The 20,794-nt window shown below is 63.3% G+C and carries 19 protein-coding genes; 8 read left to right on the forward strand and 11 right to left on the reverse strand.

The window, feature by feature from the left end; translation table 11 throughout:
- Nucleotides 1–102 precede the first annotated feature (102 nt).
- The 7 genes from pqqA to pedF form a co-directional block, all read right to left on the reverse strand.
- Nucleotides 103–174 (reverse strand): pyrroloquinoline quinone precursor peptide PqqA, encoded by a 72-nt coding sequence (gene pqqA / locus ACS5Q8_RS18630; protein WP_010209364.1) that lies wholly within the window; start codon nt 172–174, stop codon nt 103–105.
- A gap of 239 nt (nt 175–413) precedes the next feature.
- Nucleotides 414–1,934: an acetaldehyde dehydrogenase ExaC gene (exaC, locus tag ACS5Q8_RS18635; RefSeq protein WP_276193693.1), complete on the reverse strand. Its 1,521-nt coding sequence runs from the start codon at nt 1,932–1,934 to the stop codon at nt 414–416.
- 121 nt (nt 1,935–2,055) lie between these two features.
- Entirely contained in the window at nt 2,056–3,831 is a 1,776-nt protein-coding gene (locus ACS5Q8_RS18640; RefSeq protein ID WP_276193694.1) for a PQQ-dependent methanol/ethanol family dehydrogenase, read from the reverse strand.
- Nucleotides 3,832–3,966: 135 nt separating this feature from the next.
- A complete protein-coding gene (locus ACS5Q8_RS18645; RefSeq protein WP_465159313.1) occupies nt 3,967–4,899 on the reverse strand; it encodes a quinoprotein relay system zinc metallohydrolase 1 in 933 nt (310 codons plus the stop codon).
- A gap of 16 nt (nt 4,900–4,915) precedes the next feature.
- Nucleotides 4,916–5,677, reverse strand: coding sequence for a quinoprotein dehydrogenase-associated SoxYZ-like carrier (locus tag ACS5Q8_RS18650; RefSeq protein ID WP_276193696.1), 762 nt, complete (start codon nt 5,675–5,677; stop codon nt 4,916–4,918).
- Nucleotides 5,678–5,686: 9 nt separating this feature from the next.
- Nucleotides 5,687–6,562, reverse strand: coding sequence for a substrate-binding periplasmic protein (locus tag ACS5Q8_RS18655; RefSeq protein WP_426103058.1), 876 nt, complete (start codon nt 6,560–6,562; stop codon nt 5,687–5,689).
- Between the two features lie 3 nt (nt 6,563–6,565).
- Complete coding sequence (pedF, locus tag ACS5Q8_RS18660; protein WP_247406689.1) at nt 6,566–7,027, reverse strand: cytochrome c-550 PedF; 462 nt, start codon at nt 7,025–7,027, stop codon at nt 6,566–6,568.
- A gap of 255 nt (nt 7,028–7,282) precedes the next feature.
- On the opposite strand from pedF, the gene exaA reads away from it, so the two are divergent.
- A complete protein-coding gene (gene exaA / locus ACS5Q8_RS18665) occupies nt 7,283–9,196 on the forward strand; it encodes a quinoprotein ethanol dehydrogenase (RefSeq protein WP_443697429.1) in 1,914 nt (637 codons plus the stop codon).
- A gap of 287 nt (nt 9,197–9,483) precedes the next feature.
- Complete coding sequence (locus ACS5Q8_RS18670; protein WP_465159314.1) at nt 9,484–10,131, forward strand: pentapeptide repeat-containing protein; 648 nt, start codon at nt 9,484–9,486, stop codon at nt 10,129–10,131.
- Nucleotides 10,132–10,282: 151 nt separating this feature from the next.
- Here the strand turns inward: ACS5Q8_RS18670 and ACS5Q8_RS18675 are convergent, their stop codons facing one another.
- Nucleotides 10,283–10,909, reverse strand: coding sequence for a response regulator transcription factor (locus tag ACS5Q8_RS18675; protein ID WP_463858017.1), 627 nt, complete (start codon nt 10,907–10,909; stop codon nt 10,283–10,285).
- Nucleotides 10,909–12,168, reverse strand: a complete 1,260-nt coding sequence (locus ACS5Q8_RS18680; RefSeq protein ID WP_465159315.1) for a HAMP domain-containing sensor histidine kinase — start codon at nt 12,166–12,168, stop codon at nt 10,909–10,911. Before ACS5Q8_RS18680 ends, ACS5Q8_RS18675 begins: the two co-directional genes overlap by 1 nt.
- A 279-nt stretch (nt 12,169–12,447) precedes the next feature.
- On the opposite strand from ACS5Q8_RS18680, the gene ACS5Q8_RS18685 reads away from it, so the two are divergent.
- From ACS5Q8_RS18685 to ACS5Q8_RS18710, 6 genes are all read left to right on the forward strand, one after another.
- Complete coding sequence (locus ACS5Q8_RS18685) at nt 12,448–13,632, forward strand: ABC transporter substrate-binding protein (protein ID WP_276193701.1); 1,185 nt, start codon at nt 12,448–12,450, stop codon at nt 13,630–13,632.
- 28 nt (nt 13,633–13,660) lie between these two features.
- The gene (locus ACS5Q8_RS18690; RefSeq protein WP_426103062.1) at nt 13,661–14,620 is read left to right on the forward strand and encodes a YVTN family beta-propeller repeat protein; all 960 of its coding nucleotides are present in this window, start codon (nt 13,661–13,663) and stop codon (nt 14,618–14,620) included.
- The gene (locus tag ACS5Q8_RS18695; RefSeq protein ID WP_276193703.1) at nt 14,617–15,357 is read left to right on the forward strand and encodes an ABC transporter ATP-binding protein; all 741 of its coding nucleotides are present in this window, start codon (nt 14,617–14,619) and stop codon (nt 15,355–15,357) included. Before ACS5Q8_RS18690 ends, ACS5Q8_RS18695 begins: the two co-directional genes overlap by 4 nt.
- Entirely contained in the window at nt 15,354–16,145 is a 792-nt protein-coding gene (locus ACS5Q8_RS18700) for an ABC transporter permease (protein WP_247402978.1), read from the forward strand. Before ACS5Q8_RS18695 ends, ACS5Q8_RS18700 begins: the two co-directional genes overlap by 4 nt.
- A 108-nt stretch (nt 16,146–16,253) precedes the next feature.
- Nucleotides 16,254–16,793, forward strand: coding sequence for a PQQ-dependent catabolism-associated CXXCW motif protein (locus ACS5Q8_RS18705; protein WP_247402980.1), 540 nt, complete (start codon nt 16,254–16,256; stop codon nt 16,791–16,793).
- 24 nt (nt 16,794–16,817) lie between these two features.
- Nucleotides 16,818–17,483: a response regulator transcription factor gene (locus ACS5Q8_RS18710; RefSeq protein WP_247402983.1), complete on the forward strand. Its 666-nt coding sequence runs from the start codon at nt 16,818–16,820 to the stop codon at nt 17,481–17,483.
- Between the two features lie 217 nt (nt 17,484–17,700).
- Here ACS5Q8_RS18710 and ACS5Q8_RS18715 read toward each other — a convergent pair whose 3' ends face one another.
- Both ACS5Q8_RS18715 and nosP read right to left on the reverse strand, forming a co-directional pair.
- Nucleotides 17,701–19,665 (reverse strand): PAS domain-containing hybrid sensor histidine kinase/response regulator, encoded by a 1,965-nt coding sequence (locus tag ACS5Q8_RS18715; protein ID WP_426103066.1) that lies wholly within the window; start codon nt 19,663–19,665, stop codon nt 17,701–17,703.
- The gene (gene nosP, locus ACS5Q8_RS18720; protein WP_247402985.1) at nt 19,595–20,752 is read right to left on the reverse strand and encodes a nitric oxide-sensing protein NosP; all 1,158 of its coding nucleotides are present in this window, start codon (nt 20,750–20,752) and stop codon (nt 19,595–19,597) included. Before nosP ends, ACS5Q8_RS18715 begins: the two co-directional genes overlap by 71 nt.
- Between the last annotated feature and the right edge of the window lie 42 nt (nt 20,753–20,794).

Consider the following 20,794-nt stretch of genomic DNA (forward strand, 5'->3'; position numbering starts at 1 on the left):
GAGAGATGCGCTCCACACTAACCCATCCGCGCGCGAATGCAATCAGACCAAAGAGTCATTCCCCAAACGACCCCGGCCAGCGCAGGGCTGGCCGGGGGTGAATCAGCGGCTGGCGAAGTACATGGTCACTTCAAAGCCGATACGCAGGTCGGTAAACGCGGGTTTAGTCCACATGGGGCGATCCTCTTGTTGTGCCGGAAGATTCCGGTAATGGCATTAATGCATGGGGGGATGGGGGTGCGAATGCTACTTTCGAACGAGCCTGGAGCATGCCTTGGTAGCGGGTGTACACAGAACAAAATGTGGGAGGGGGCTTGCCCCCGATAGCGGTGGGTCAGTGACATAAATCTTGACTGACCCACTGCAATCGGGGGCAAGCCCCCTCCCACATTGGATTGCATTTCAAGTCGGGGTTAGAAGAAGCCCAACGGGTTAATGTCGTAGCTCACCAGCAGGTTCTTGGTCTGTTGGTAGTGATCGAGCATCATCTTGTGGTTCTCACGCCCCACACCCGACTTCTTGTAGCCGCCAAACGCAGCGTGCGCCGGGTACAGGTGGTAGCAGTTGGTCCACACTCGACCGGCCTTGATCGCCCGGCCCATGCGGTACGCACGGTTGATGTCGCGGGTCCACAGCCCGGCACCCAGGCCGAATTCGCTGTCGTTGGCAATGGCCAGGGCTTCGGCTTCGTCCTTGAAAGTGGTGATACCCACCACCGGGCCGAAGATTTCTTCCTGGAACACGCGCATCTTGTTATGACCCTTGAGCAGGGTCGGCTGGATGTAGTAACCGCTAGACAGGTCACCCTCCAAACGCTCGGCCGCGCCGCCAGTGAGCAGCTCGGCGCCCTCTTCCTGGGCGATTTTGAGGTAGGACAGGATCTTGTCGTATTGCTGCTCGGACGCCTGGGCGCCGACCATGGTTTCGGTATCCAGCGGGTCGCCACGCTTGATCTTGGCGATCTTTTTCATCACCACTTTCATGAAGTCGTCGTAGATCGACTCCTGCACCAGCGCACGCGATGGGCAGGTACACACTTCGCCCTGGTTGAAGAACGCCAGTACCAGGCCTTCGGCGGCTTTTTCGATGAACTGTGGCTCGGCACTCATGATGTCTTCGAAGAAGATGTTCGGCGACTTGCCGCCCAGTTCAACGGTCGACGGAATGATGTTCTCGGCCGCGCAATGCATGATATGCGCGCCGATTGGCGTGGAGCCGGTAAAGGCGATCTTGGCGATGCGCTTGCTGGTGGCCAGCGCCTCACCGGCTTCACGGCCAAAGCCCTGCACGATGTTCAGCACGCCCGGTGGCAGCAGGTCATTGATCAGTTCGGCAAATACCATGATCGACAGCGGCGTCTGCTCGGCCGGCTTGAGCACGATGCAGTTACCGGCGGCCAGGGCCGGGGCAAGTTTCCAGGCGGCCATCAGCAACGGGAAGTTCCACGGAATGATCTGCCCGACCACGCCCAATGGCTCATGGAAGTGGTAAGCGGCGGTGTGTTCGTTGATTTCGGCGGCGCCGCCTTCCTGGGCACGGATGCAACCGGCGAAGTAACGGAAGTGGTCGGCGGCCAACGGCACGTCGGCGTTGAGGGTTTCGCGCACGGCTTTGCCGTTGTCCCAGCTTTCGGTGACGGCCAGGACTTCGAGGTTCTGCTCGATACGGTCGGCGATTTTCAGCAGCACCAGGGCGCGATCCTGGACCGAAGTCTTGCCCCAGGCGTCGGCGGCGGCGTGGGCCGCGTCGAGGGCCTTGTCGATGTCCGCCGCGTTGGAACGCGGGAATTCGGCGATGACTTCACCGGTCACCGGCGAAGTGTTGGTGAAGTATTCACCGCTGACTGGCGCGACGAATTCGCCGCCGATGAAGTTACCGTAGCGCGGCTTGAAGCTGACGATGGCGCCTGGGGTGCCAGGTTGTGCGTAGATCATGTTGAAGCCTCTGTCTGGGTCCGGGCCTGTCGGTCAACAGGCGATAACCCGATAGTAAAGAGGCCCCGCTGCCGGGCGAATGCGCCGTTGGCAGGGGGATTCTTGTCATTTGGTCGTAGATTCAGCGTTTGCCGACCAGGTCTTTGGGCAGTTTGAAGGTCCAGAGCATGCCGCCCTGGTTGAAGTCCTTGATACGCTTGGCCACTTCACCGCCCCACAACGGCACCGCGCCGCCCCAGCCGGAGAGCACCGAGACGTACTGTTCGCCGTCCATTTCCCAGGTCACAGGCGAGCCGAGTACGCCGGAGCCGGTCTGGAATTCCCAGACCTTCTCGCCGGTCTTGGCGTTGAAGGCCTGCAGGAAGCCTTCCGGCGTACCGGTGAACACCAGGTTGCCCTTGGTCGTCAGTACCCCGCCCCACAGCGGCGCGTAGTTCTTGTGGCGCCAGACTTCCTTACCGGAGACCGGGTCGATGGCGCGCAGCACGCCGATGTAGTCTTCGTTCAGCGGCTTGATGGTGAAGCCCGCACCGAGGAACGCCGCACCTTTTTTGTAGGTGATGCCTTCGTTCCACATGTCCATGCCCCATTCGTTGGACGGCACGTAGAACAACCCGGTGTCGCGGTTATAGGCCATCGGCATCCAGTTTTTCGCGCCGAGGAACGCCGGCGCAACGAACACCGACGTGCCCTTGGCTTCGCTGCCGGGCGCACCGGGGCGGCTGGCGTCGTTGTAGATCGGCCGGCCATTTTTATCCAGGCCGGTGGCCCAGGTGATTTTGTCGACAAACGGGAAGCCACGGATGAACTTGCCGTTGGTGCGGTCGAGCACGTAGAAGAAGCCGTTACGGTCGGCGGTGGCCGCCGCTTTGATCTCTTTGCCGCCTTCGGTGTAGTTGAAGGAGACGAGCTCGTTCACGCCGTCGTAGTCCCAGCCGTCATGAGGCGTGGTCTGGAAGTGCCACTTGATGGTGCCGTCATCCGGGTTCAATGCCAGACGCGAGGACGAGTAGAGGTTGTCGCCAGGGCGCAGGTGGGAGTTCCACGGTGCCGGGTTGCCGGTGCCGAACAGCAGCAGGTTGGTTTCCGGGTCGTAGTAGCCGCCGAGCCACGGCGCCGCGCCGCCGGTTTTCCACAAGTCGCCAGGCCAGGTCTTGCCTGCCTCGCCACCTGAAATACCGTTTTCCACGGCCTTACCGTCCTTGTAGACGTAACCCATGTGACCTTCGACAGTCGGACGGGTCCACAACAGGTCACCGTTTTTCGGGTCGTAGGCTTCGATCTTGCCTACCACGCCGAATTCGCCACCGGCCACACCGGTAATCAGCTTGCCGTTGATCACCAGAGGCGCGGCGCTGATCGAGTAGCCTTCTTTGTGGTCGGCGACTTTTTTGCTCCACACCACTTTGCCGGTGTCTTTGTTCAGGGCCACCAGCTTGGCGTCGAGGGTGCCGAAGAACACCAGGTCGCCGTACAGCGCCACGCCCCGGTTGATCACGTCACAGCACGGGCGGATGTCATCGGGCAGACGCGCATCGTACTGCCAGAGCTTCTTGCCGGTGCGCGCGTCCACCGCAAACACCCGCGAATAGGAACCGGTGAGGTACATCACCCCGTCCTTGATCATCGGCTGCGCCTGCTGGCCGCGCTGCTTCTCGCCGCCAAAGGAGAATGCCCAAACCGGGCGCAGGTCCTTGACGTTGTCCACGTTCAGGGTATCGAGCGGGCTGTAGCGCTGGCCCTGCACGCCCAGGCCGTTGGTGACGATCTGCCCGGGGTTTTTCGGGTCCTGGAGGATGTCCTGGTCGGTCACGGCGGCCATGGCCTGGCCGGATAACAGAATGGCACCGAGCAACACACTCAAGGCGAAGGGTTGGCGGCGTGCGGGTTGGGTCATGACGGCTACCTCTGCGGTTTTTTGTTATACCCGGGAAATTTTCCCGGTCTGGTACAGATTCTTGGGCGCAGGGGCGGTTGTCACAATTGACCGCAGTATCGAGATTGCTAGTTCCTTAGTAGCGGGTCGGGCCTGTCAGCGGGCGGAATCGACGCGCTGCATCTGCTCGCGCTCGTAACGCGGGTACAGGTGGCTGACGCTGCGGATCAGTTCATAGCGGCTCAGGTTGATCGCGGCGAAGCGCTCGGGGATGGGGCTGCGGATCATCTCGGCCATGTCGGTGCCCTGGGCGGCGCCGTCGCGCAGCAGTTGGTCGAGCCAGGTGAGGTAGTCGCGCATCTGCGCGAACGGCTGCGCATCGTTGGCCACCGGGCCATGACCGGGCACGACCAGGGTCCAGGCCAACGCCTGCAGGGTGTCGATGTCCGCCAGCCACGCCGCCAGCCCGGGGCTGTTGGGGGTGGTGAGGGCACGTTGGTAGAACACCAGGTCGCCGGCAAACAGCACACCGGTGCTCTGGTCGAGGATGGCCAGGTCGGCGCAGGTGTGGCCGGTCAGCGCGAGCAGGCGCAGGTCGTGGCGGCCAACGCTGAGCACGCCGGGTTCGAGCACTTGCGTGGGCAATTGCACTTCGGTGCCGCGCATCCAGTCGCCGACCATGCGGTAGAGGTTTTCCGCCATGCTATTGCCCTGCTCATGCAGCAGGCGCGTGGTGCCGGCCAGGGCGCCGATGGGCACGTCCTTGAAGGCCTGGTTGCCCAGCGCATGGTCGGGGTGGTGGTGGGTCAGCAGCACCTGGATCACCGGTTTGGCGGTGACGCTGGCGATGGCCTGGCGCAGGGCTTCGCCGTAGCGCCGCGACGGCCCGGTGTCGATCACCACCACACCGGCCTCGGTGACGATGAACGCGGTATTGACGATGTTGCCGCCGTTGTCCTTGGCAAAATTGTCGGTACTGCCTTCCAGCAGCCAGGTGTCGTCGGCGATCAGCCGTGGCTTGAGGGCGTAGTCGAGGTCTGCCAGCGCGGGCAGGCTCAGGCTCAGGCACAACAATAGAATCCAGCGCATGCCGCGCTCCTTCTGGTCAGGGGATGGCTGCGTCGAATTCATTGCCGCTGTTGTCGCGCAGCACCAGGCGCGTCGGCCCGGGTGCGTCGATGTCAAAGGCCAGGTTGGGGTTTTCGCTGACCGCCGGGAACAGCTCCAGCTCGGCCAGCACCTGACCGTCCTGGCCACGCAGTTGCGCGTGGTTGAGATAAAACTCGGGGATGCCGCTGACCATGCCGTTATCCATCGGGTGCGCCACCTGCACGCGCACCCGGCTGAATTCACCGCGTGGGTAACGCCCGCCGAGGACTTCACCGATATGCTCTTCCCAACCCGGCTGGGTGCGGACCACGCTGGGCGCGGTGCAACCGCCGCCGGCAGCGTCGATCAGGGTCGAGCCGACGTGCCACAGCCCGTCATCGGTGAGCACCGCCGCACGCAGGGGCGTGGCCTGTTCGATGCGGATACGGATCGACAGCCAGGGCAACACCCCGGCCTTGGGCTGAAAATCGACAATCCTGGGCAACGGGTTGAGCTCGGCCCAGGCGAGGATCTTCACCACATGGCCCTTGAATGCCCGCGCATCGATTTCCAGCGGCACCTGCCGCGCATCTTCGGCGAACGGCGGCGCCAGCAGCTTGACCCGCTCGTCGAACACGAACGGCGCATCGGCCAGCAACTGCTTGTGGTAGAACGCCCACATCACCGACGGCACCGGGTCCGGGCCCGGTTCGACCGCCGCGGCGTGGGCCGCCAACGGCAACCAGCAGGCCAACATGCAGTTCAGTCGCCAGTTCATCGCCTGCTCCTATTGGTACATTTCGGGCACTTCGTACTGCAGGCCGTAATGGCTGTAGATGGTTTGCAGCGAGCCGTCGCGGATCAGGCCTTCCAGCGCCTCTTCCACCGCGTAGGCCAACTGGCGATTGCTCTCGTGTACCGCCATGCCGATCTCCCAGCGCTGCCGACCCATGCTCGGGTAAGCGTTTTGCGCCAGGGCCAATTGCGGATCGTGCGCCTCATGCACCTGCCAGTCGATCTCGCCGCGCATCGCCATCACCGCGTCGACTTCACCGGCCTTCATCGCCGCAAACGCCTGAGGTACGCCGGGGTAGTGATGGGTCTGGCGGGCGAGCATGCCGTTGAACACCGAGGTCAGGTAGAACGACGGCACGCTGTCGACTTCGACGCCGATCGGGTGCTCCTCAAACACCGCCACGCTGGCGACCTTGTCCAGGCGCCGGCGGTCGTAGGCCACCTGCCATTGTTCGTTCTGGTAAGGCCCGAACATCACCACGTGGCCGTTTTCCAGTTCACCCTGATCGTTACGCCTTTGCGCGTAATCATGGTCGTAGGGTGCGCGCATCATCAAGTCGGCCAGTTGCTGGTTATGCAACTGGCTGCCGCGCCAGATGTAGTCGCGCAGGTCGTCGTCGAGTTTTTCCCCGGCCGGCGCCCAGATCAATTTGAGCTGCACCCCCAGCGCCTTGGCCAGGGCCTGGGCCAGCTCCACGTCGACCCCGCGCGGGGTGGCACCGTCTTCGAAACTGTAGGGGGCAAAGTCTCTGTACACCGCCACTTTCAGCTCACCGGCGGCGATCATCTGGTCATAGCTGCGCACCTGCGCCTGTGCCGTCTGGCAACACAGCAGGGCCAGGCCGAGCACATAAGCGAACAGGCGCATGGCTTACTCCTCGACGTGAACGCTGTCCAGGTAGGTACGTACCGCCCACAAGGCTTCCTGGCTCAGGTAATCGGCCATTTTCGGCATATACACCCGACCGTCGCGCACCGCGCCGTGACGCACGCGCTGCACAAACCACTCATCACCGGCCTCGCCCACATCCAGCAAGCGCAAGTCGGGGGCGATGCCGCCAGACTTGGCTTCCAGGCCGTGGCAGGCGGCGCAGTTCTGATTGTAGGCGGACGAACCGATTTCCAGGGCCCGATCGTGTTCAGGCGACGTGCGATAGGGGTTCACCGCCGCCCAGCCGTCCTCATCGACCGCCACGCCGGCGTCTTTGACCGAGGTCAGGCCCTTGGTTTCCACTGCTTGCGGGACCACGTTGCCGTGGGCCCAGGCTGGACCTGCACCGATCACACCGGCCAACAGCCCGGCGACGAGCAAGGCATTGAGTTTTGTTGTCATTATTTTTGCCCTCAGGATTGCACGCAAAACCTCATTGCAGAGGTTATGGCGACCATCTTAGGAACCCTGGGGCATGGGCCGTATGCTGCTTTGGTGGCCGGCTTATCCTCCCTTGGTAGTAGGGCTTGTGGGGCACGCCTAAAACAGCGGCGCGCCGGGAAGTCTTCCCGGCAACAGCGGGACTTTTTCCGTATCCGCCCAGCACCTTGGCGCTCCACCCTGTGCAGGCCAAAACCTCCACTGGGAACTGCAACCATGACAAGAACAAGATCGCTACCCGCCCTCTCACCGCTGAGGCTCACCCCTTTGAGCTTAGCTGTGCAGGCCTTCCTGCTGGTCGGCAGCCTGTCCTTGAGTGCGGCCAGCTTCGCCGCCGCTGAACCTGCCACCAAGCCGACCCGCAACGTCACCTGGGAAGACATCGCCAACGACCACCTGACCACCAAGGACGTGCTGCAATACGGCATGGGCACCAACGCCCAGCGCTGGAGCCCGTTGGCCCAGGTCAACGACAAGAATGTGTTCAAACTCACCCCGGCCTGGTCCTACTCATTCGGTGACGAAAAGCAGCGCGGCCAGGAATCCCAGGCCATCGTCAGCGACGGCGTGGTCTACGTCACCGGCTCCTACTCCCGCGTGTTCGCCCTCGACGCGAAGACCGGCAAGCGCCTGTGGACCTACAACCACCGCCTGCCCGAGAACATCCGCCCGTGCTGTGACGTGGTCAACCGCGGTGCGGCGATCTTCGGCGATAAAATCTACTTCGGCACCCTCGACGCGCGCCTGATCGCCCTCGACAAGAACACCGGCAAAGTGGTGTGGAACAAGAAATTCGGCGACCACGCCGCCGGCTACACCATGACCGGCGCCCCGGTGCTGATCAAAGATAAAGTCAGCGGCAAGGTGCTGCTGATCCACGGCAGCTCCGGCGATGAGTTCGGCGTGGTCGGCCAGTTGTATGCGCGCGACCCGGACACCGGCGAAGAAGTGTGGATGCGCCCGTTCGTCGAAGGCCACATGGGCCGCCTGAATGGCAAGGACAGCACCCCAACCGGCGACGTGAAAGCCCCGTCGTGGCCGGATGACCCGACCACCGAAACCGGCAAAGTCGAGGCCTGGAGCCACGGCGGCGGCGCGCCTTGGCAGAGCGCGAGCTTCGATGCCGAGACCAACACCATCATCGTCGGCGCCGGCAACCCCGGCCCGTGGAATACCTGGGCGCGCACCGCCAAGGACGGCAACCCGCACGACTTCGACAGCCTCTACACCTCGGGCCAGGTCGGCGTCGACCCGAGCACCGGCGAAGTGAAATGGTTCTACCAGCACACCCCGAACGATGCCTGGGACTTCTCCGGCAACAACGAGCTGGTGCTGTTCGACTACAAGGACAAGGACGGCAAAGTGGTCAAGGCCACCGGCCACGCCGACCGCAACGGTTTCTTCTACGTGGTCGACCGCAACAACGGCAAGCTGCAGAACGCCTTCCCGTTCGTCGACAACATCACCTGGGCCAGCCATATCGACCTGAAAACCGGCCGTCCGGTGGAAAACCCAGGCCAGCGTCCGGCCAAGCCGTTGCCGGGTGAAACCAAGGGCAAGTCGGTGGAAGTCTCGCCGCCGTTCCTCGGCGGCAAGAACTGGAACCCCATGGCCTACAGCCAGGACACCGGCCTGTTCTACATCCCGGGCAACCAGTGGAAAGAGGAATACTGGACCGAAGAGGTCAACTACAAGAAAGGCTCGGCGTACCTGGGCATGGGGTTCCGCATCAAGCGCATGTATGACGACCACGTCGGCACCCTGCGCGCGATGAACCCGACCACCGGCAAGGTGGTGTGGGAGCACAAGGAATCCCTGCCACTGTGGGCCGGCGTGCTGGCGACCAAGGGCAACCTGGTGTTCACCGGCACCGGCGACGGTTTCTTCAAGGCCTTCGACGCGAAAACCGGCAAGGAGCTGTGGAAGTTCCAGACCGGCAGCGGCATCGTCTCGCCGCCGATCACCTGGGAACAGGATGGCGAACAGTACATCGGCGTCACCGTCGGCTATGGCGGCGCGGTGCCGTTGTGGGGCGGCGACATGGCCGAGCTGACCAAGCCGGTGGCACAGGGTGGGTCGTTCTGGGTGTTCAAGATCCCGAGTTGGGATAACAAGACCGCGCAGAAGTAACCCCTGCGAGGATGCCGGGTCGCCTTCGTGGTGAGGGAGCTTGTCGAACCGTCCCGTTGGGCTGCGAAGCGGCCCCGGCATTCCTTCAGCAACATCGAGCATTCAGGTTTACGGGGTCGCCTTCGTGGCGAGGGAGCTTGTCGAGGCGTCGAACCGTCCCGTTGGGCTGCGAAGCGGCCCCGGCATTCCTTCAGTGACACCGTGCGTTCAGGCTTTACGACTGCTGCGCAGCCGAGCGGGAGCAAGCTCCCTCGCCACAGGAACCGCGCCACTCTCGAGGTATCGTGATGAAATATCTGCCCCTGTTACTGATGCTAACGCTGCCCGTGGCCCACGCCGACGACGGCGACGACGCCCCGCTGGTCATCAACGGTTGCACCATCGCCGAACACAGCCAATGCCCCGGCGCCAACCTCAAGGGCGCCAACCTGAGCAACCAGAACCTCGCCAAAATAAACCTGGCCGGCGCCGACCTGCGCGATGCGGACTTGCGCCACGCCAACCTCGACCTGGCCAACCTGGAAAAAGCCCAACTGCAAGGAGCCAACCTGACCCGCGCCAGCCTGCAACAAAGCAACCTGCGCCTGGCCGACTTCACCGGCGCCACGCTGATGGCGATCCAAGGTTGGGGCCTGTTCGCCCAGGGCGCGCAGTTTGAAAACGCCAACCTGAGCGCGGCCTACCTGCAATTCGCCCGACTGTCCGGGGCAAAAATGCGCAAGGCCAACCTGCGTGCGGCGGATCTGGAAATGACCTGGCTGAGCAAGGCCGACCTGCAAGGGGCGGATCTGAGCGATGCTAATTTGCAAGAGGCCAAGTTCGGTGAGAGCAACCTGGAACAGGCCACCCTCACGGGCAGCCGCCAGCACTATGCGAACTTTCAGGATGCCAATATGGAAGGCTGCAAGGACTGCCCTACCACCTGGGACCGTTAGAGCACCGCGATTCAAAATGTGGGAGGGGCGGTGCGACGATTCGACTTGCCCCCGATAGCAGTGTGTCAGCCAATACATGCATGACTGATCCACCGCTATCGGGGGCAAGCCCCCTCCCACATTTGAATGGTGTGAAACAGAGAGAAAATTGTCAGCCCGCTACTCTCACCACGCCCATGTCGATGCCCAAGTGGACCAGTTCGGCATGGGAACTCACCTGCAGCTTGCTCTTGAGCAAGGTCAGGTGGTTGGACACGGTCTTGCTGCTGATATTCAGTTGTTCGGCAATGGTCCGTGTGGGCGTGCCCCTGGCCAGCATCAGGAAAATTTCCAGCTCACGCGGCGTCATGCCCTGCAAGCGTTGATCGCTTGGCGTGTAGGCCAGCTCGGTGGCCAGGGCCTGCTCGATGTAGGCGTGGCCGTCGAGGATGCGCCGCACCGCTTCGATCAACACCTCGGGCGCCGAGCTTTTGGTCAGGTAGCCCGCCGCGCCGGCCTCCAGGGCTTGGCGCACCAGCGGCAGTTCGTCGTGCATGCTGAAGAACAGCACACGCAGTTGCGGCAGGCGCTGGCGCAGGCGGCGCGTGGTTTCCAGGCCGCTGATACCGGGCAGGCCGAAGTCCATGATCACCAAGTGCGGCACCGCTTCCTGGACCCGGCTCAGCGCCTCTTCGCCGCTGGCCGCCTCGCGCACTTCAATCGCCGGCAATAGCGCACGCAACAGGCTGGCATAGCCCTGGCGCACCACCGCATGGTCATCCACCAACAGAATATTCATCAGGCCTCCAATGGCATGTTCAACGCCAGCGCCCAACCGGCGCCGGGGTGGCTGAGGATTTTCAGGTCGCCGCCCAGGCAGCGTGCGCGCTCGTACATCGAATACAGACCGACGCCGGGGCGCTGCGGCGTTTGCGCACCACGCCCGTTATCGCGCACCCACAGGCGCAGACGCGAACCGCGATGTTGCAGACGTATACGCACTTGGCTGGCGTCGGCATGCCGCACGATGTTGGTCAGGGCTTCCTGCAGCAGGCGATAGAGATGGGTCTTGCTGGCCCCGGACAACGCCGGCAGGTCCGCACTGACCCGCAGCCGGCAATCGATGCCATGGCTGGCCTGCCACTGCGTCACCAGCATCGAGAACGCCTCGGCCAGCGGCAGGTGTTGCAGGGCCACCGGGTACAGGTCGTGGACCAGCGCACGAAAGCCTTGCTGCAGGTGGTCGCAGTGATCTTCCAGTTGCCCCACCGTGCGCGCCAGCAACTGCGGTTGGTCGGTGACCAGGCGTAACAGGCAGGCCTGGGCGCGAATACCGGCCAGGTATTGGCCGAGGTCATCGTGCAGGGTCTGGGCCAGGTGGTTGCGCTCCTGCTCTTGCACCGCCATCAGGGTTTGGGTCAGTTGGGTGTTGTCGGTGTGCGCCTGCTCCAAAGCATCGGTCATGCGATTGAAATGCAGCGCCAGTTGCCGCGCTTCCGGCGAACCGGCGCTGCGCAGGCGCACATTGAGCTGGCCGGCGCAGACCTGTTGCAGGGCGTGCAGCAGTTCGTCAAGTACGCCCATGCCACGGCGTACCGCCCAGCGGATGGTCAACAGGCTCAGTGCCAGCGCCAGGGCGCACAGACTCGCCAGTTGTTGCAGGGAGTCCCAGACTTCGTCGATCTCATCACGCGGGTCGACCACAATCGACACGCGCCGCCCATCCGGCAAGTCCATCACCTGGGCGCTGCGCCGTGCCTCGGCGAACAACAGGCGCCCGAGCCAGGCGTCCAGGCCGTCCGGCAGCGGCGCTTGCAAGGTCTCGTCGGGGGCCAGCCAATGCACGCGCACATGCCGCAGGCTGGCCGTGAGGCGCGGTTGCAGGCTGGCCGGGTCGCGCTCGGCGGTTTCGCTCAAGTAATGCACCACCGCTTCGGCCGATTGCAGCTCACGCTCCACATCCGTCAAGGCCTGGTGCAACAACAGCGCGGTGCAGGCGCAGGTGACGAGGGCGAAGAAACCGCACACCCACAGGTTGATGCGCCACAGTGCCGACATGCCTAGTGCGCCACGCGGGCGGGCACGCTCAACGCTTGCAGTGGCGCGTGCAGCTTGTCGACGCCAATCAGGCTGACGATCAGCAGGAACGGTAACAGCAAGGCTTTGAGGATTTGCATGAGCAGTCATCTCCCGAGTCTGCGCGAGGGTTGTGCCCCATGCTAAGACCGCACCCCGTGCGCGGGGCTACTACCTTGGTACTGCCTCAGCGGTACTTTCTGCATATTTGCAGCGGCCTCAAGGGTTCCTATGCTGGCGCAACCTGACATGGAGTGCCTTATGCGCCAGCTCGCCCCCTACGCCGTGCTCTACCTGCTGGCGATTGCCTGCGCCGCCGGGGTGGCCACCGCCAGCCAGGCCGCCGAGGCACCGCTGGCGGTGCAGATCGGCTACCTGGGCTATCGACCTGATCCGGGGCCGCTACTGTCGAATGTGATTCCCGAGCCCGCGGATGCCGGGCAGCGTGGCGCGGAGCTGGCGATCATCGACAGCAATAGCACCGGCGCCTTTCTCAACCAGCGCTACAGCCTGACCGTCGCCACGGCGGACAGCCCCGACGCCCTGCTCGCCGCCGCCCAGGCCCAGCACGCCCAAGGCCTGCGCCTGTTCGTGGTCAACGCCCCCGCCGCCAGCCTGCGCCAGCTCAGCGCGGCCTTGCCCGACAGCCTGCTGTTCAACGCCGGCAGCCCCGATGACAGCCTGCGCAGCACCGATTGCCTGGGCAACGTGCTGCATACACTGCCGAGCCGGGCCATGCTCGCCGATGCCCTGGCGCAATTTCTGGTGGTGCGCAAATGGCAGAAGGCGTTGCTGATCGTCGGCCCCACCGAGGATGACCAGGCCTACGCCGCCGCCCTGCGCCGCGCCGCCAAGCGCTTCGGGGTGAAACTGGTGGCGGAGAAAGCCTGGCGCTTCGATAACGACCAACGCCGCAGCGCCCAGGCGGACATGCCGCTGTTCACCCAGACCGCCGAATACGACGTGGTGCTGGTGGCGGACGAGCGCGGTGACTTCGGCGAGTACGTGCCCTACCAGACCTGGTACCCGCGCCCCGTCGCCGGCACGCAAGGCCTGACGCCCACCGGCTGGCACAAAACCGTCGAGACCTACGGCGCCGCGCAATTGCAAAAACGCTTCGAGGCCCTGGCCGGGCGCTGGATGAACGACCGCGACTTCGCCGCCTGGATGGCCGTGCGCAGCGTCGCCAGTGCGGTGAGCAAGCTGCGCCAGGTCGATCCCATGACCATCCGCCAACTGGAAATCAGCGAGCAACTGCCGCTGGACGGTTTCAAGGGCCGCAAGCTCAGCTACCGCCCCTGGAACGGCGAACTGCGCCAACCGATCCCCATCGTGCAACCGCGCGCCCTGGTCAGCACCTCGCCCCAGGACGGTTTCCTGCACCCTTTCAATGAAATGGACAGCCTGGGCTATGACAAGCCCGAGGTGACCTGCCGCTTCCCCTGATCGCTCACACAATAATAAGGAATCTGCCATGCGCCGCACCCTGCTCTCATGCGCCCTGCTGCTTGCCGCCGGGCACGCCGTGGCCAGCACCGCCTGGGTCTCCAACGAGAAAGACAACAGCCTGAGCCTGATCGACATGCAGACCCTGCAAGTCACCGACACGCTCAAGGTCGGCCAGCGCCCACGGGGCCTGCTGCTGTCCCATGACAAAAAGCTGCTGTACATCTGCGCCAGCGACTCGGACCGCGTGCAGGTGATGGACGTGGCCACGCGCAAGATCATCAAGGAACTGCCCTCCGGCAAAGACCCCGAGCAGTTCGCCCTGCACCCCAACGACCGCTGGCTGTATGTGTCTAACGAAGACGATGCACTGGTCACGGTGATCGACACCGAGACCTCCAAGGTACTCGGCCAGATCAACGTCGGCGTCGAGCCCGAAGGCATGGCCGTAAGCCCGGACGGCAAGTGGGCAGTGAACACCAGCGAAACCACGAACATGCTGCACTGGATCGACACCAGCACCCAGACCCTGGTCGACAGCACCCTGGTGGACCAGCGCCCGCGCTTCGTCGAGTTCAACCACGATGGTTCGCAACTGTGGGCCTCGGCGGAGATCGGCGGCACCGTGACCATTCTCGATGTGGCCAGCCGCGCGGTCCTCAAGACCCTGACCTTCAAGATCAAGGGCGTCCACCCAGACAAGGTACAGCCGGTGGGGATCAAGCTCAGCGCCGACGGCAAGTACGGCTTTGTCGCCCTGGGCCCGGCCAACCATGTGGCAGTGATCGACGCCAAGACCTTCGAGATCCTCGACTACCTGTTGGTGGGCCGCCGCGTGTGGCAGATGGCATTTACCCCGGACGAAAAACAGTTGCTGGCCACCAATGGCGTCAGCGGCGATGTGTCAGTGATCGATGTGGACAGCCTCAAGGTGATCAAGTCGGTGAAGGTCGGGCGTTATCCGTGGGGCGTGGTGGTCACGCCATGAATGCCCTGGAGGTGCGCGACCTGAGCTTCGCCTATGGCGCGCGCCAGGCCTTGCACGAGGTGAGTTTCAGCCTGGCACCGGGGCGCTTTGCCGCGTTGCTGGGGCCCAACGGTGCCGGCAAGTCGACCTTGATCGCCCTGCTCACGCGCTTGTACGACCTGCAAAGCGGCGACATCCGCGTGGGCGGCCATTCCCTGCGCGACGCACCGCGCGCGGCCCTCACGCAATTGGGGGTGGTGTTCCAGCAAAGCACCCTGGACCTGGATTTGAGCGTCGAACAGAACCTGCGCTATCACGCCGCGCTACACGGTTTGTCGCGGCGCCAGACCGACGTGCGCGTCGCCGCCGAGCTGGCGCGCCAGGCCCTCACCGAGCGGCGCCGCGAAAAAGTCCGCGAGCTCAACGGCGGGCACCGGCGCCGCGTGGAAATCGCCCGGGCATTGCTGCATGAACCGCGCTTGCTGTTGTTGGATGAAGCCAGCGTCGGCCTCGACCCCGCCAGCCGCCTGGCGCTGAACCAGCACGTGCGCAACCTGTGCCTTGAGCAAGGCATCAGCGTGCTGTGGACCACCCATCTGCTCGATGAAGTGCAACCCGACGATGCGTTGATGATCCTGCACCAGGGCCGCTTGGTGGCCAGCGGGCAAGTCGATGCGCTGATCCTGGAACAGGGCGGCGACCTCGGCAGCGTGTTCGCGCGCCTGACCCGCGCCACTTCGACGGGAGCCCCGGCATGAATGCTTACTGGCAATGTTTGCGCGGCATCGTCCTGCGCGAGTGGCTGCGCTTTGTGTTGCAGCGCACGCGGTTTCTCAGCGCCCTGGTGCGCCCGCTGTTGTGGCTGCTGGTGTTCGCCGCTGGGTTCCGCGCCGCGCTGGGTATCTCGGTGATCGAACCCTACGACACCTACATCCCCTACGAGGTCTACATCATCCCGGGGCTGGCCTGCATGATCCTGCTGTTCAACGGCATGCAGGGTTCGCTGTCGATGGTCTACGACCGCGAGATGGGCAGCATGCGCGTGTTGCTGACCAGCCCGCTGCCGCGCACGTTTTTGCTGTGCAGCAAGTTGCTCGCCACCGCGTTGATTTCGCTGTTGCAGGTGTACGGGTTCCTGGCGATTGCCTGGGTCTACGGCGTGCAACCACCGGCGATGGGGCTGTTGATCGCCCTGCCGGCGTTGCTGCTGGTGGCCTTGATGTTGAGCGCCTTGGGCCTGCTGCTGTCGAACGCGATTCGCCAACTGGAGAACTTTGCCGGGGTGATGAATTTCGTGATCTTCCCGCTGTTTTTCATGTCGTCGGCGCTGTACCCGTTGTGGAAGATGCGCGACTCCAGCGAGTGGCTGTATTGGCTGTGCGCAATCAACCCCTTCACCCACGCCGTGGAGTTGGTGCGCTTTGCCCTGTATGAACGCTTCGCCGGCCTGGCCCTCGCGGTTTGCCTGGGTTTGACCGTGCTGTTCGCACTGTTGGCGGTGCTCACCTTCAACCCACAGCATGCGGCGTTGCGCAAAAAAGGCTGAAGGCGGCAAAAACTACTACTTTAGTACTGGTTTTCATGTCTATCGTCGCATTCCCAAGGGCTCGGGACTCACGTGTAATGGGCGCATAACGATAAGGATCGCCCTGCCATGCTGCCTGCCCGACTGCCCTTGTTGGCGCTGCTGTGCCTGTTTGCCGCCAACGTACAGGCCGATACCGCCTTATTTTCCGCCGATGGCTATCGCATCAGCCTGTACCGCAGCCCCACACCCGATCACGTGCAGGGCGCGACGATCATCGACACCCCTGCCCTGCAAGCCCTGCTGACCCAGACCCCAGCCCCGGTACTGATCGATGTGTACCGCCGCCAATGGCTGCAAGGCCGCTTCATCGAAGACCAGCCCCACGCCAACCTGCCCGGCAGCCGTTGGCTAGCGAACACCGGCGACGGCGACCTCACACCGGAGTGGCAAAGTTATTTCGTGCGCCATGTGTACGCCTACAGCGGCGGCAACCTTGCGCGACCATTGGTGTTCTATTGCCGCGCCGATTGCTGGCTGAGTTGGAACGCGGTAAAACGTGCCGCCAACCTGGGCTATACCTCTGTGTATTGGTATCGCGATGGTCTGGATGCCTGGGAAGCGGCGAAGCTGCCGGTGTCGGTCGCCCAACCCGAGCCATTTGAATAACCACAATAAGAAAGGTGAACGGCCATGTACAAAATCCTGATTGCCGATGATCACCCACTGTTTCGCGAAGCGATGCATAACGTCATCAGCGACGGTTTCCCCGGCAGCGAAGTGATGGAGACCGCCGACCTGGAGAGCGCCCTGGCGCTGACCCAGGAACACGACGACCTCGACCTGATCCTGCTCGACCTGAACATGCCCGGCATGCACGGCCTCAATGGCCTGATCAACCTGCGCAACGAATCGCCGACCATCCCGGTGGTGATCGTGTCCGCCGAGCAAGATAAACAGATCGTGCTGCAGGCCATCACTTATGGCGCCGTCGGTTTTATCACCAAGTCGTCGCCGCGCCTGCAAATGACCGAGGCGATCCAGCAGATTCTCAACGGCAATGTGTACCTGCCACCGGACATCATCCGCACCCAGAAACCCGGCACCCATCGGCGCCTGAACGAAAACCCCGGTTTCGCCCCCGAATTGCTGCAGGCGTTGACCCGTAAGCAGTTGCTGGTGTTGGAGCGGATGACCAAGGGCGAGTCGAACAAGCAGATTGCCTACACTCTGGAGATCGCTGAAACCACGGTAAAGGCGCATGTGTCGGCGATTTTGCGTAAGTTGAATGTGCATAATCGGGTGCAGGCGATTCTCAGTGCCGGGGATATTGATTTTGGTTCTTACTTGCGCCGCTGATCGTCCAGAAACGACATAGAACCCTTGTGGGAGGGGGCTTGGATGGGGCTTGTGTGGGAGGGGGCTTGCTCCCGATAGCGGTGGATCAGTTATAGGTGCAGTGACTGGTAGTCAGCTATCGGGGGCAAGCCCCCTCCCACATTGGATCTCCATTTGATCTCTGGATCTCTGGTTCTCTGGATCTCTGTTTGATCGCTGTTTGAGGAGCGTTCGGTGGTCACTTGCCTAAGAGGTGGCTCATCGCGGTCTTGAGTTTCATCGGCCGCACCGGCTTGTGCATCAAGGTGTGCCCCAGCTCGCGGATCTGCAGTTTCAGCTCGTTGCTGTAGTTGGCGGTGATCATCATCGCCGGGATCGGGCTGGCGCGTCGGGCGTTGATGCGCGCCACGGCGTCGACGCCGTTCTGCTCATCGTCCAGGTGGTAGTCGGCAATCAACAGATCGGCCTCGGCGTGGTAGTTGTCCACCTGCCGCGCCAGGTCTTGTTCCGACAAGGCGGTGACCACCCGGCAGCCCCACCCTTCCAGCAAGGTGCGCATTCCCGCGCAGATCGCTGCGTCGTTATCCAGCACCCACACCCGGGCGCCTTGCAGGCGTTCCAGCATCGGTTCGCTCATGCACGGCTGGGGCAGCGATTTGGGCGCGGTGGCGCTCAAGGGCACGTCCACCGCGAACATCGAGCCCTTGCCCGGCCACGACTTGACGGTGATGCGGTGGCCGAGAATACCGGCGATTTTTTCCACGATGGCCAGGCCCAGGCCCAGCCCGCGATCCTGGTCGCGCCGCTGCACATCGCCGCGCTTGAACTCCTGGAAAATCTCCTCCAGGCGATCCTCGGCGATGCCCATGCCGCTGTCCCAGACCTGGATCGACAAGCGCTGGTGCTGGCGTCGACAGCCCAGCACCACGCGCCCCGAATAGGTGTAGCGAATGGCATTGCTCAGCAGGTTGCGCAGAATCCGCGCCAGCAGCTGGATATCGCTGCGCACCAACGCCGAACAGCCGATGAAGTGCAACTCCAGGCCTTCGCTGCGCGCCAGTTGGGTGAACTCGACGGCCAGGTTGTCGAGCAGTTCGCTGAGGGCGAACGGGGCGATATCGGCTTTGATCACCCCGGCATCCAGCTTGGAAATATCGACCAGCGTGCCCAACAGGTTTTCCACGTCTTCCAGCGAGTTGCTCACGTTGCGTACCAGGGCCTCATTGGCCTGGGGTTCGCGGCGTTCGAGCAAGGCGCCGGTAAACAGCCGCGCGGCGTTCAACGGTTGCAACAGGTCATGGCTGACGGCAGCAAGGAATTTGGTTTTCGACAGGTTGGCCTGCTCGGCTTCGAGTTTGGCTTCGCGCAGGCGCGATTCCACGCGGCGGCGTTCGTCGATTTCGCGCAGCAACTGGTCGTTCAGCGCGGTCAGTTCCGAGGTGCGCTGGGCGACGCGCAGTTCCAGGTTTTGATAAGCCTGGTGCAAGGCCTCGGCGGTGCGCCGGCGCTCGGTGATGTCGCGGATCAGCACAAAGATCCCCACCACTTCGCCACTGGCCAGGCGGTTGGGCACGTAGGAGCGCAGCATGTAGCGCTCCTGGTTGTTGATGTTGGTTTCGGCGAATTCGAAGGTCACGCTCTCCCCCGCCAGCGCCTGCGCGACGTAGGCATCCAGGCGCTGACAGTGCTCTTCGCTGTGGACTTCGCGCAGGCTCTGGCCGAGCATCATGCCCCGCGGCCAGCAGTACCATTCCTCATAGACCTTGTTGGTGAATTCATACACCAAGTCGGCATTGAGGTAGCCGATCAGGGCCGGCACATGGTCGGTGATCAGGCGAATCCAGCGCTCGCTCTCCTGGGCTTTTTGCGCCGCAGCCTGTTCACGGCGCAGGGTTTCGGCGCGCAGCCGGGCGTTGATCAGCAAGTGGTTGCTGGCGCGCAGTTCGGCCATTGCCTGGTTCAGCGCGTCGGTGCGCTCGCGCACTTGTTCGGCCAGCACCACCGAGTGCTGGAACGTGGTGTAGGGGTCGTTGCCCTGGGTCACCCCGGACTCGATGCGCTCGATCAGCGCCGCGTTGATCCGTGTCAGTTTGTGATTATCCAGGCGCAGCCGCGCCAGTTCGGCCAACAGCTCATTGCGATCCAGGGGCGCGTCCTCGGGCAATGGCGACGCCGGTGAAGGTCTGGTTGATGTGCATGCCATTGAACTGTTCTCCGTAGGTGTTGAACCCCATCACCCGCTGGTCGCGCAAGTAGCTCCCGATCTGCTCGAGGGTGCCGCTGTCTTCCAGCTCCAGGCGGCGCAGGAAGCAGTCGCAGCCAATGGTCAACAGCAACTCGCCGAGGCGCGATTGCAGGCCGTCGAACAGGGTTTGCAGGTTCGGCAGGATCGGGCCGGGTTTCATCACCGTGAGGACGATGCCGTTTTCCACGGCGCAGTAGAAACTCAGGCTCAGGTCGTCATGCACCTGCTGGATCGCCCTGACGTAGTACTGGTCGTGGATGCGCACCGCCAGTGGGTGCGCGGCGAAGACGCGGTGGTCAAGGTCGGCTACGGCCACGCCGATATGCCGCGCATACTCCTCGGCGGCGGGCTCGGCGTTGAGCTCGAATACCCGCCGTGACGGGCTGTCGGCGCCGGTCACCACGAGTTTTTCCGCACGCGGCAGAATGTGGTGGGTGGTGAACACTTCGAAGTCCAGCCAGGTATTGACCAGCACCACCACGGCCGCGCCGCTGTGGAACACGCCGTTGAAATACACGTGGGTGTGCGTGAGGTAATTGTCGTCGCCGGCCGAGCCGCCGAAATGCGGGATATCGCCGAGCGCCGCGCTGAGGGCCGCGAGCACCATTTCTTCACGGCTGGACAGGCCGTCGAGCAAGGTCAGGGCAAAGGTGTTGCCCTTGATCGGCGCCAGGGTGTTGCTGCGACAGCCGCCCACCAGGCGTTCGACCATGTGCTGGGCGTCGATCAGGCTGAAGTGTTCCACCTGGTCGATCAGTTCGGTGGCAATCGAAAAATGCGCGTGGTTGAAGCCCATCGCCGTCACGCAATTGCGGCCGTAGCCTTGGGGCGTGATCTCGCCGGCGCTGGTGCAACCGACGAGGCGCACATTGCCGAAACAACGTTGCAGGGCTTGGCCGAGCGCCTGCAGGTCGTAGGTGGCCGAGCAGAAAAACAGCACGAAGCCCAGGTACGGATGCAGCAGTTGCTCGGCCAATTCTTCGGCGGCCTGCTCGGCATCGGTGGCCAGGGACATGGCACTGACTACGCCTTCATGGTTGTGCATCGTCGACTCTCCGCTCTGATGCATGAGTGTACGAAGGCTGGG

This window comes from Pseudomonas sp. PAMC25584 (assembly GCF_058135675.1).

What these genes read in the sequence shown, in the direction of transcription:
- nosP (WP_247402985.1), bottom strand. Translation starts at nt 20,752, where the DNA reads ATGCACAACCATGAAGGCGTAGTCAGTGCCATGTCCCTGGCCACCGAT.
- pedF (WP_247406689.1), bottom strand. Translation starts at nt 7,027, where the DNA reads ATGACAACAAAACTCAATGCCTTGCTCGTCGCCGGGCTGTTGGCCGGT.
- ACS5Q8_RS18640 (WP_276193694.1), bottom strand. Translation starts at nt 3,831, where the DNA reads ATGACCCAACCCGCACGCCGCCAACCCTTCGCCTTGAGTGTGTTGCTC.
- ACS5Q8_RS18670 (WP_465159314.1), top strand. Translation starts at nt 9,484, where the DNA reads ATGAAATATCTGCCCCTGTTACTGATGCTAACGCTGCCCGTGGCCCAC.
- ACS5Q8_RS18700 (WP_247402978.1), top strand. Translation starts at nt 15,354, where the DNA reads ATGAATGCTTACTGGCAATGTTTGCGCGGCATCGTCCTGCGCGAGTGG.
- ACS5Q8_RS18695 (WP_276193703.1), top strand. Translation starts at nt 14,617, where the DNA reads ATGAATGCCCTGGAGGTGCGCGACCTGAGCTTCGCCTATGGCGCGCGC.
- ACS5Q8_RS18650 (WP_276193696.1), bottom strand. Translation starts at nt 5,677, where the DNA reads ATGAACTGGCGACTGAACTGCATGTTGGCCTGCTGGTTGCCGTTGGCG.
- ACS5Q8_RS18705 (WP_247402980.1), top strand. Translation starts at nt 16,254, where the DNA reads ATGCTGCCTGCCCGACTGCCCTTGTTGGCGCTGCTGTGCCTGTTTGCC.
- ACS5Q8_RS18715 (WP_426103066.1), bottom strand. Translation starts at nt 19,665, where the DNA reads ATGGCATGCACATCAACCAGACCTTCACCGGCGTCGCCATTGCCCGAG.
- ACS5Q8_RS18680 (WP_465159315.1), bottom strand. Translation starts at nt 12,168, where the DNA reads ATGTCGGCACTGTGGCGCATCAACCTGTGGGTGTGCGGTTTCTTCGCC.
- ACS5Q8_RS18645 (WP_465159313.1), bottom strand. Translation starts at nt 4,899, where the DNA reads ATGCGCTGGATTCTATTGTTGTGCCTGAGCCTGAGCCTGCCCGCGCTG.
- exaC (WP_276193693.1), bottom strand. Translation starts at nt 1,934, where the DNA reads ATGATCTACGCACAACCTGGCACCCCAGGCGCCATCGTCAGCTTCAAG.
- ACS5Q8_RS18675 (WP_463858017.1), bottom strand. Translation starts at nt 10,909, where the DNA reads ATGAATATTCTGTTGGTGGATGACCATGCGGTGGTGCGCCAGGGCTAT.
- ACS5Q8_RS18690 (WP_426103062.1), top strand. Translation starts at nt 13,661, where the DNA reads ATGCGCCGCACCCTGCTCTCATGCGCCCTGCTGCTTGCCGCCGGGCAC.
- ACS5Q8_RS18655 (WP_426103058.1), bottom strand. Translation starts at nt 6,562, where the DNA reads ATGCGCCTGTTCGCTTATGTGCTCGGCCTGGCCCTGCTGTGTTGCCAG.
- exaA (WP_443697429.1), top strand. Translation starts at nt 7,283, where the DNA reads ATGACAAGAACAAGATCGCTACCCGCCCTCTCACCGCTGAGGCTCACC.
- ACS5Q8_RS18685 (WP_276193701.1), top strand. Translation starts at nt 12,448, where the DNA reads ATGCGCCAGCTCGCCCCCTACGCCGTGCTCTACCTGCTGGCGATTGCC.
- ACS5Q8_RS18710 (WP_247402983.1), top strand. Translation starts at nt 16,818, where the DNA reads ATGTACAAAATCCTGATTGCCGATGATCACCCACTGTTTCGCGAAGCG.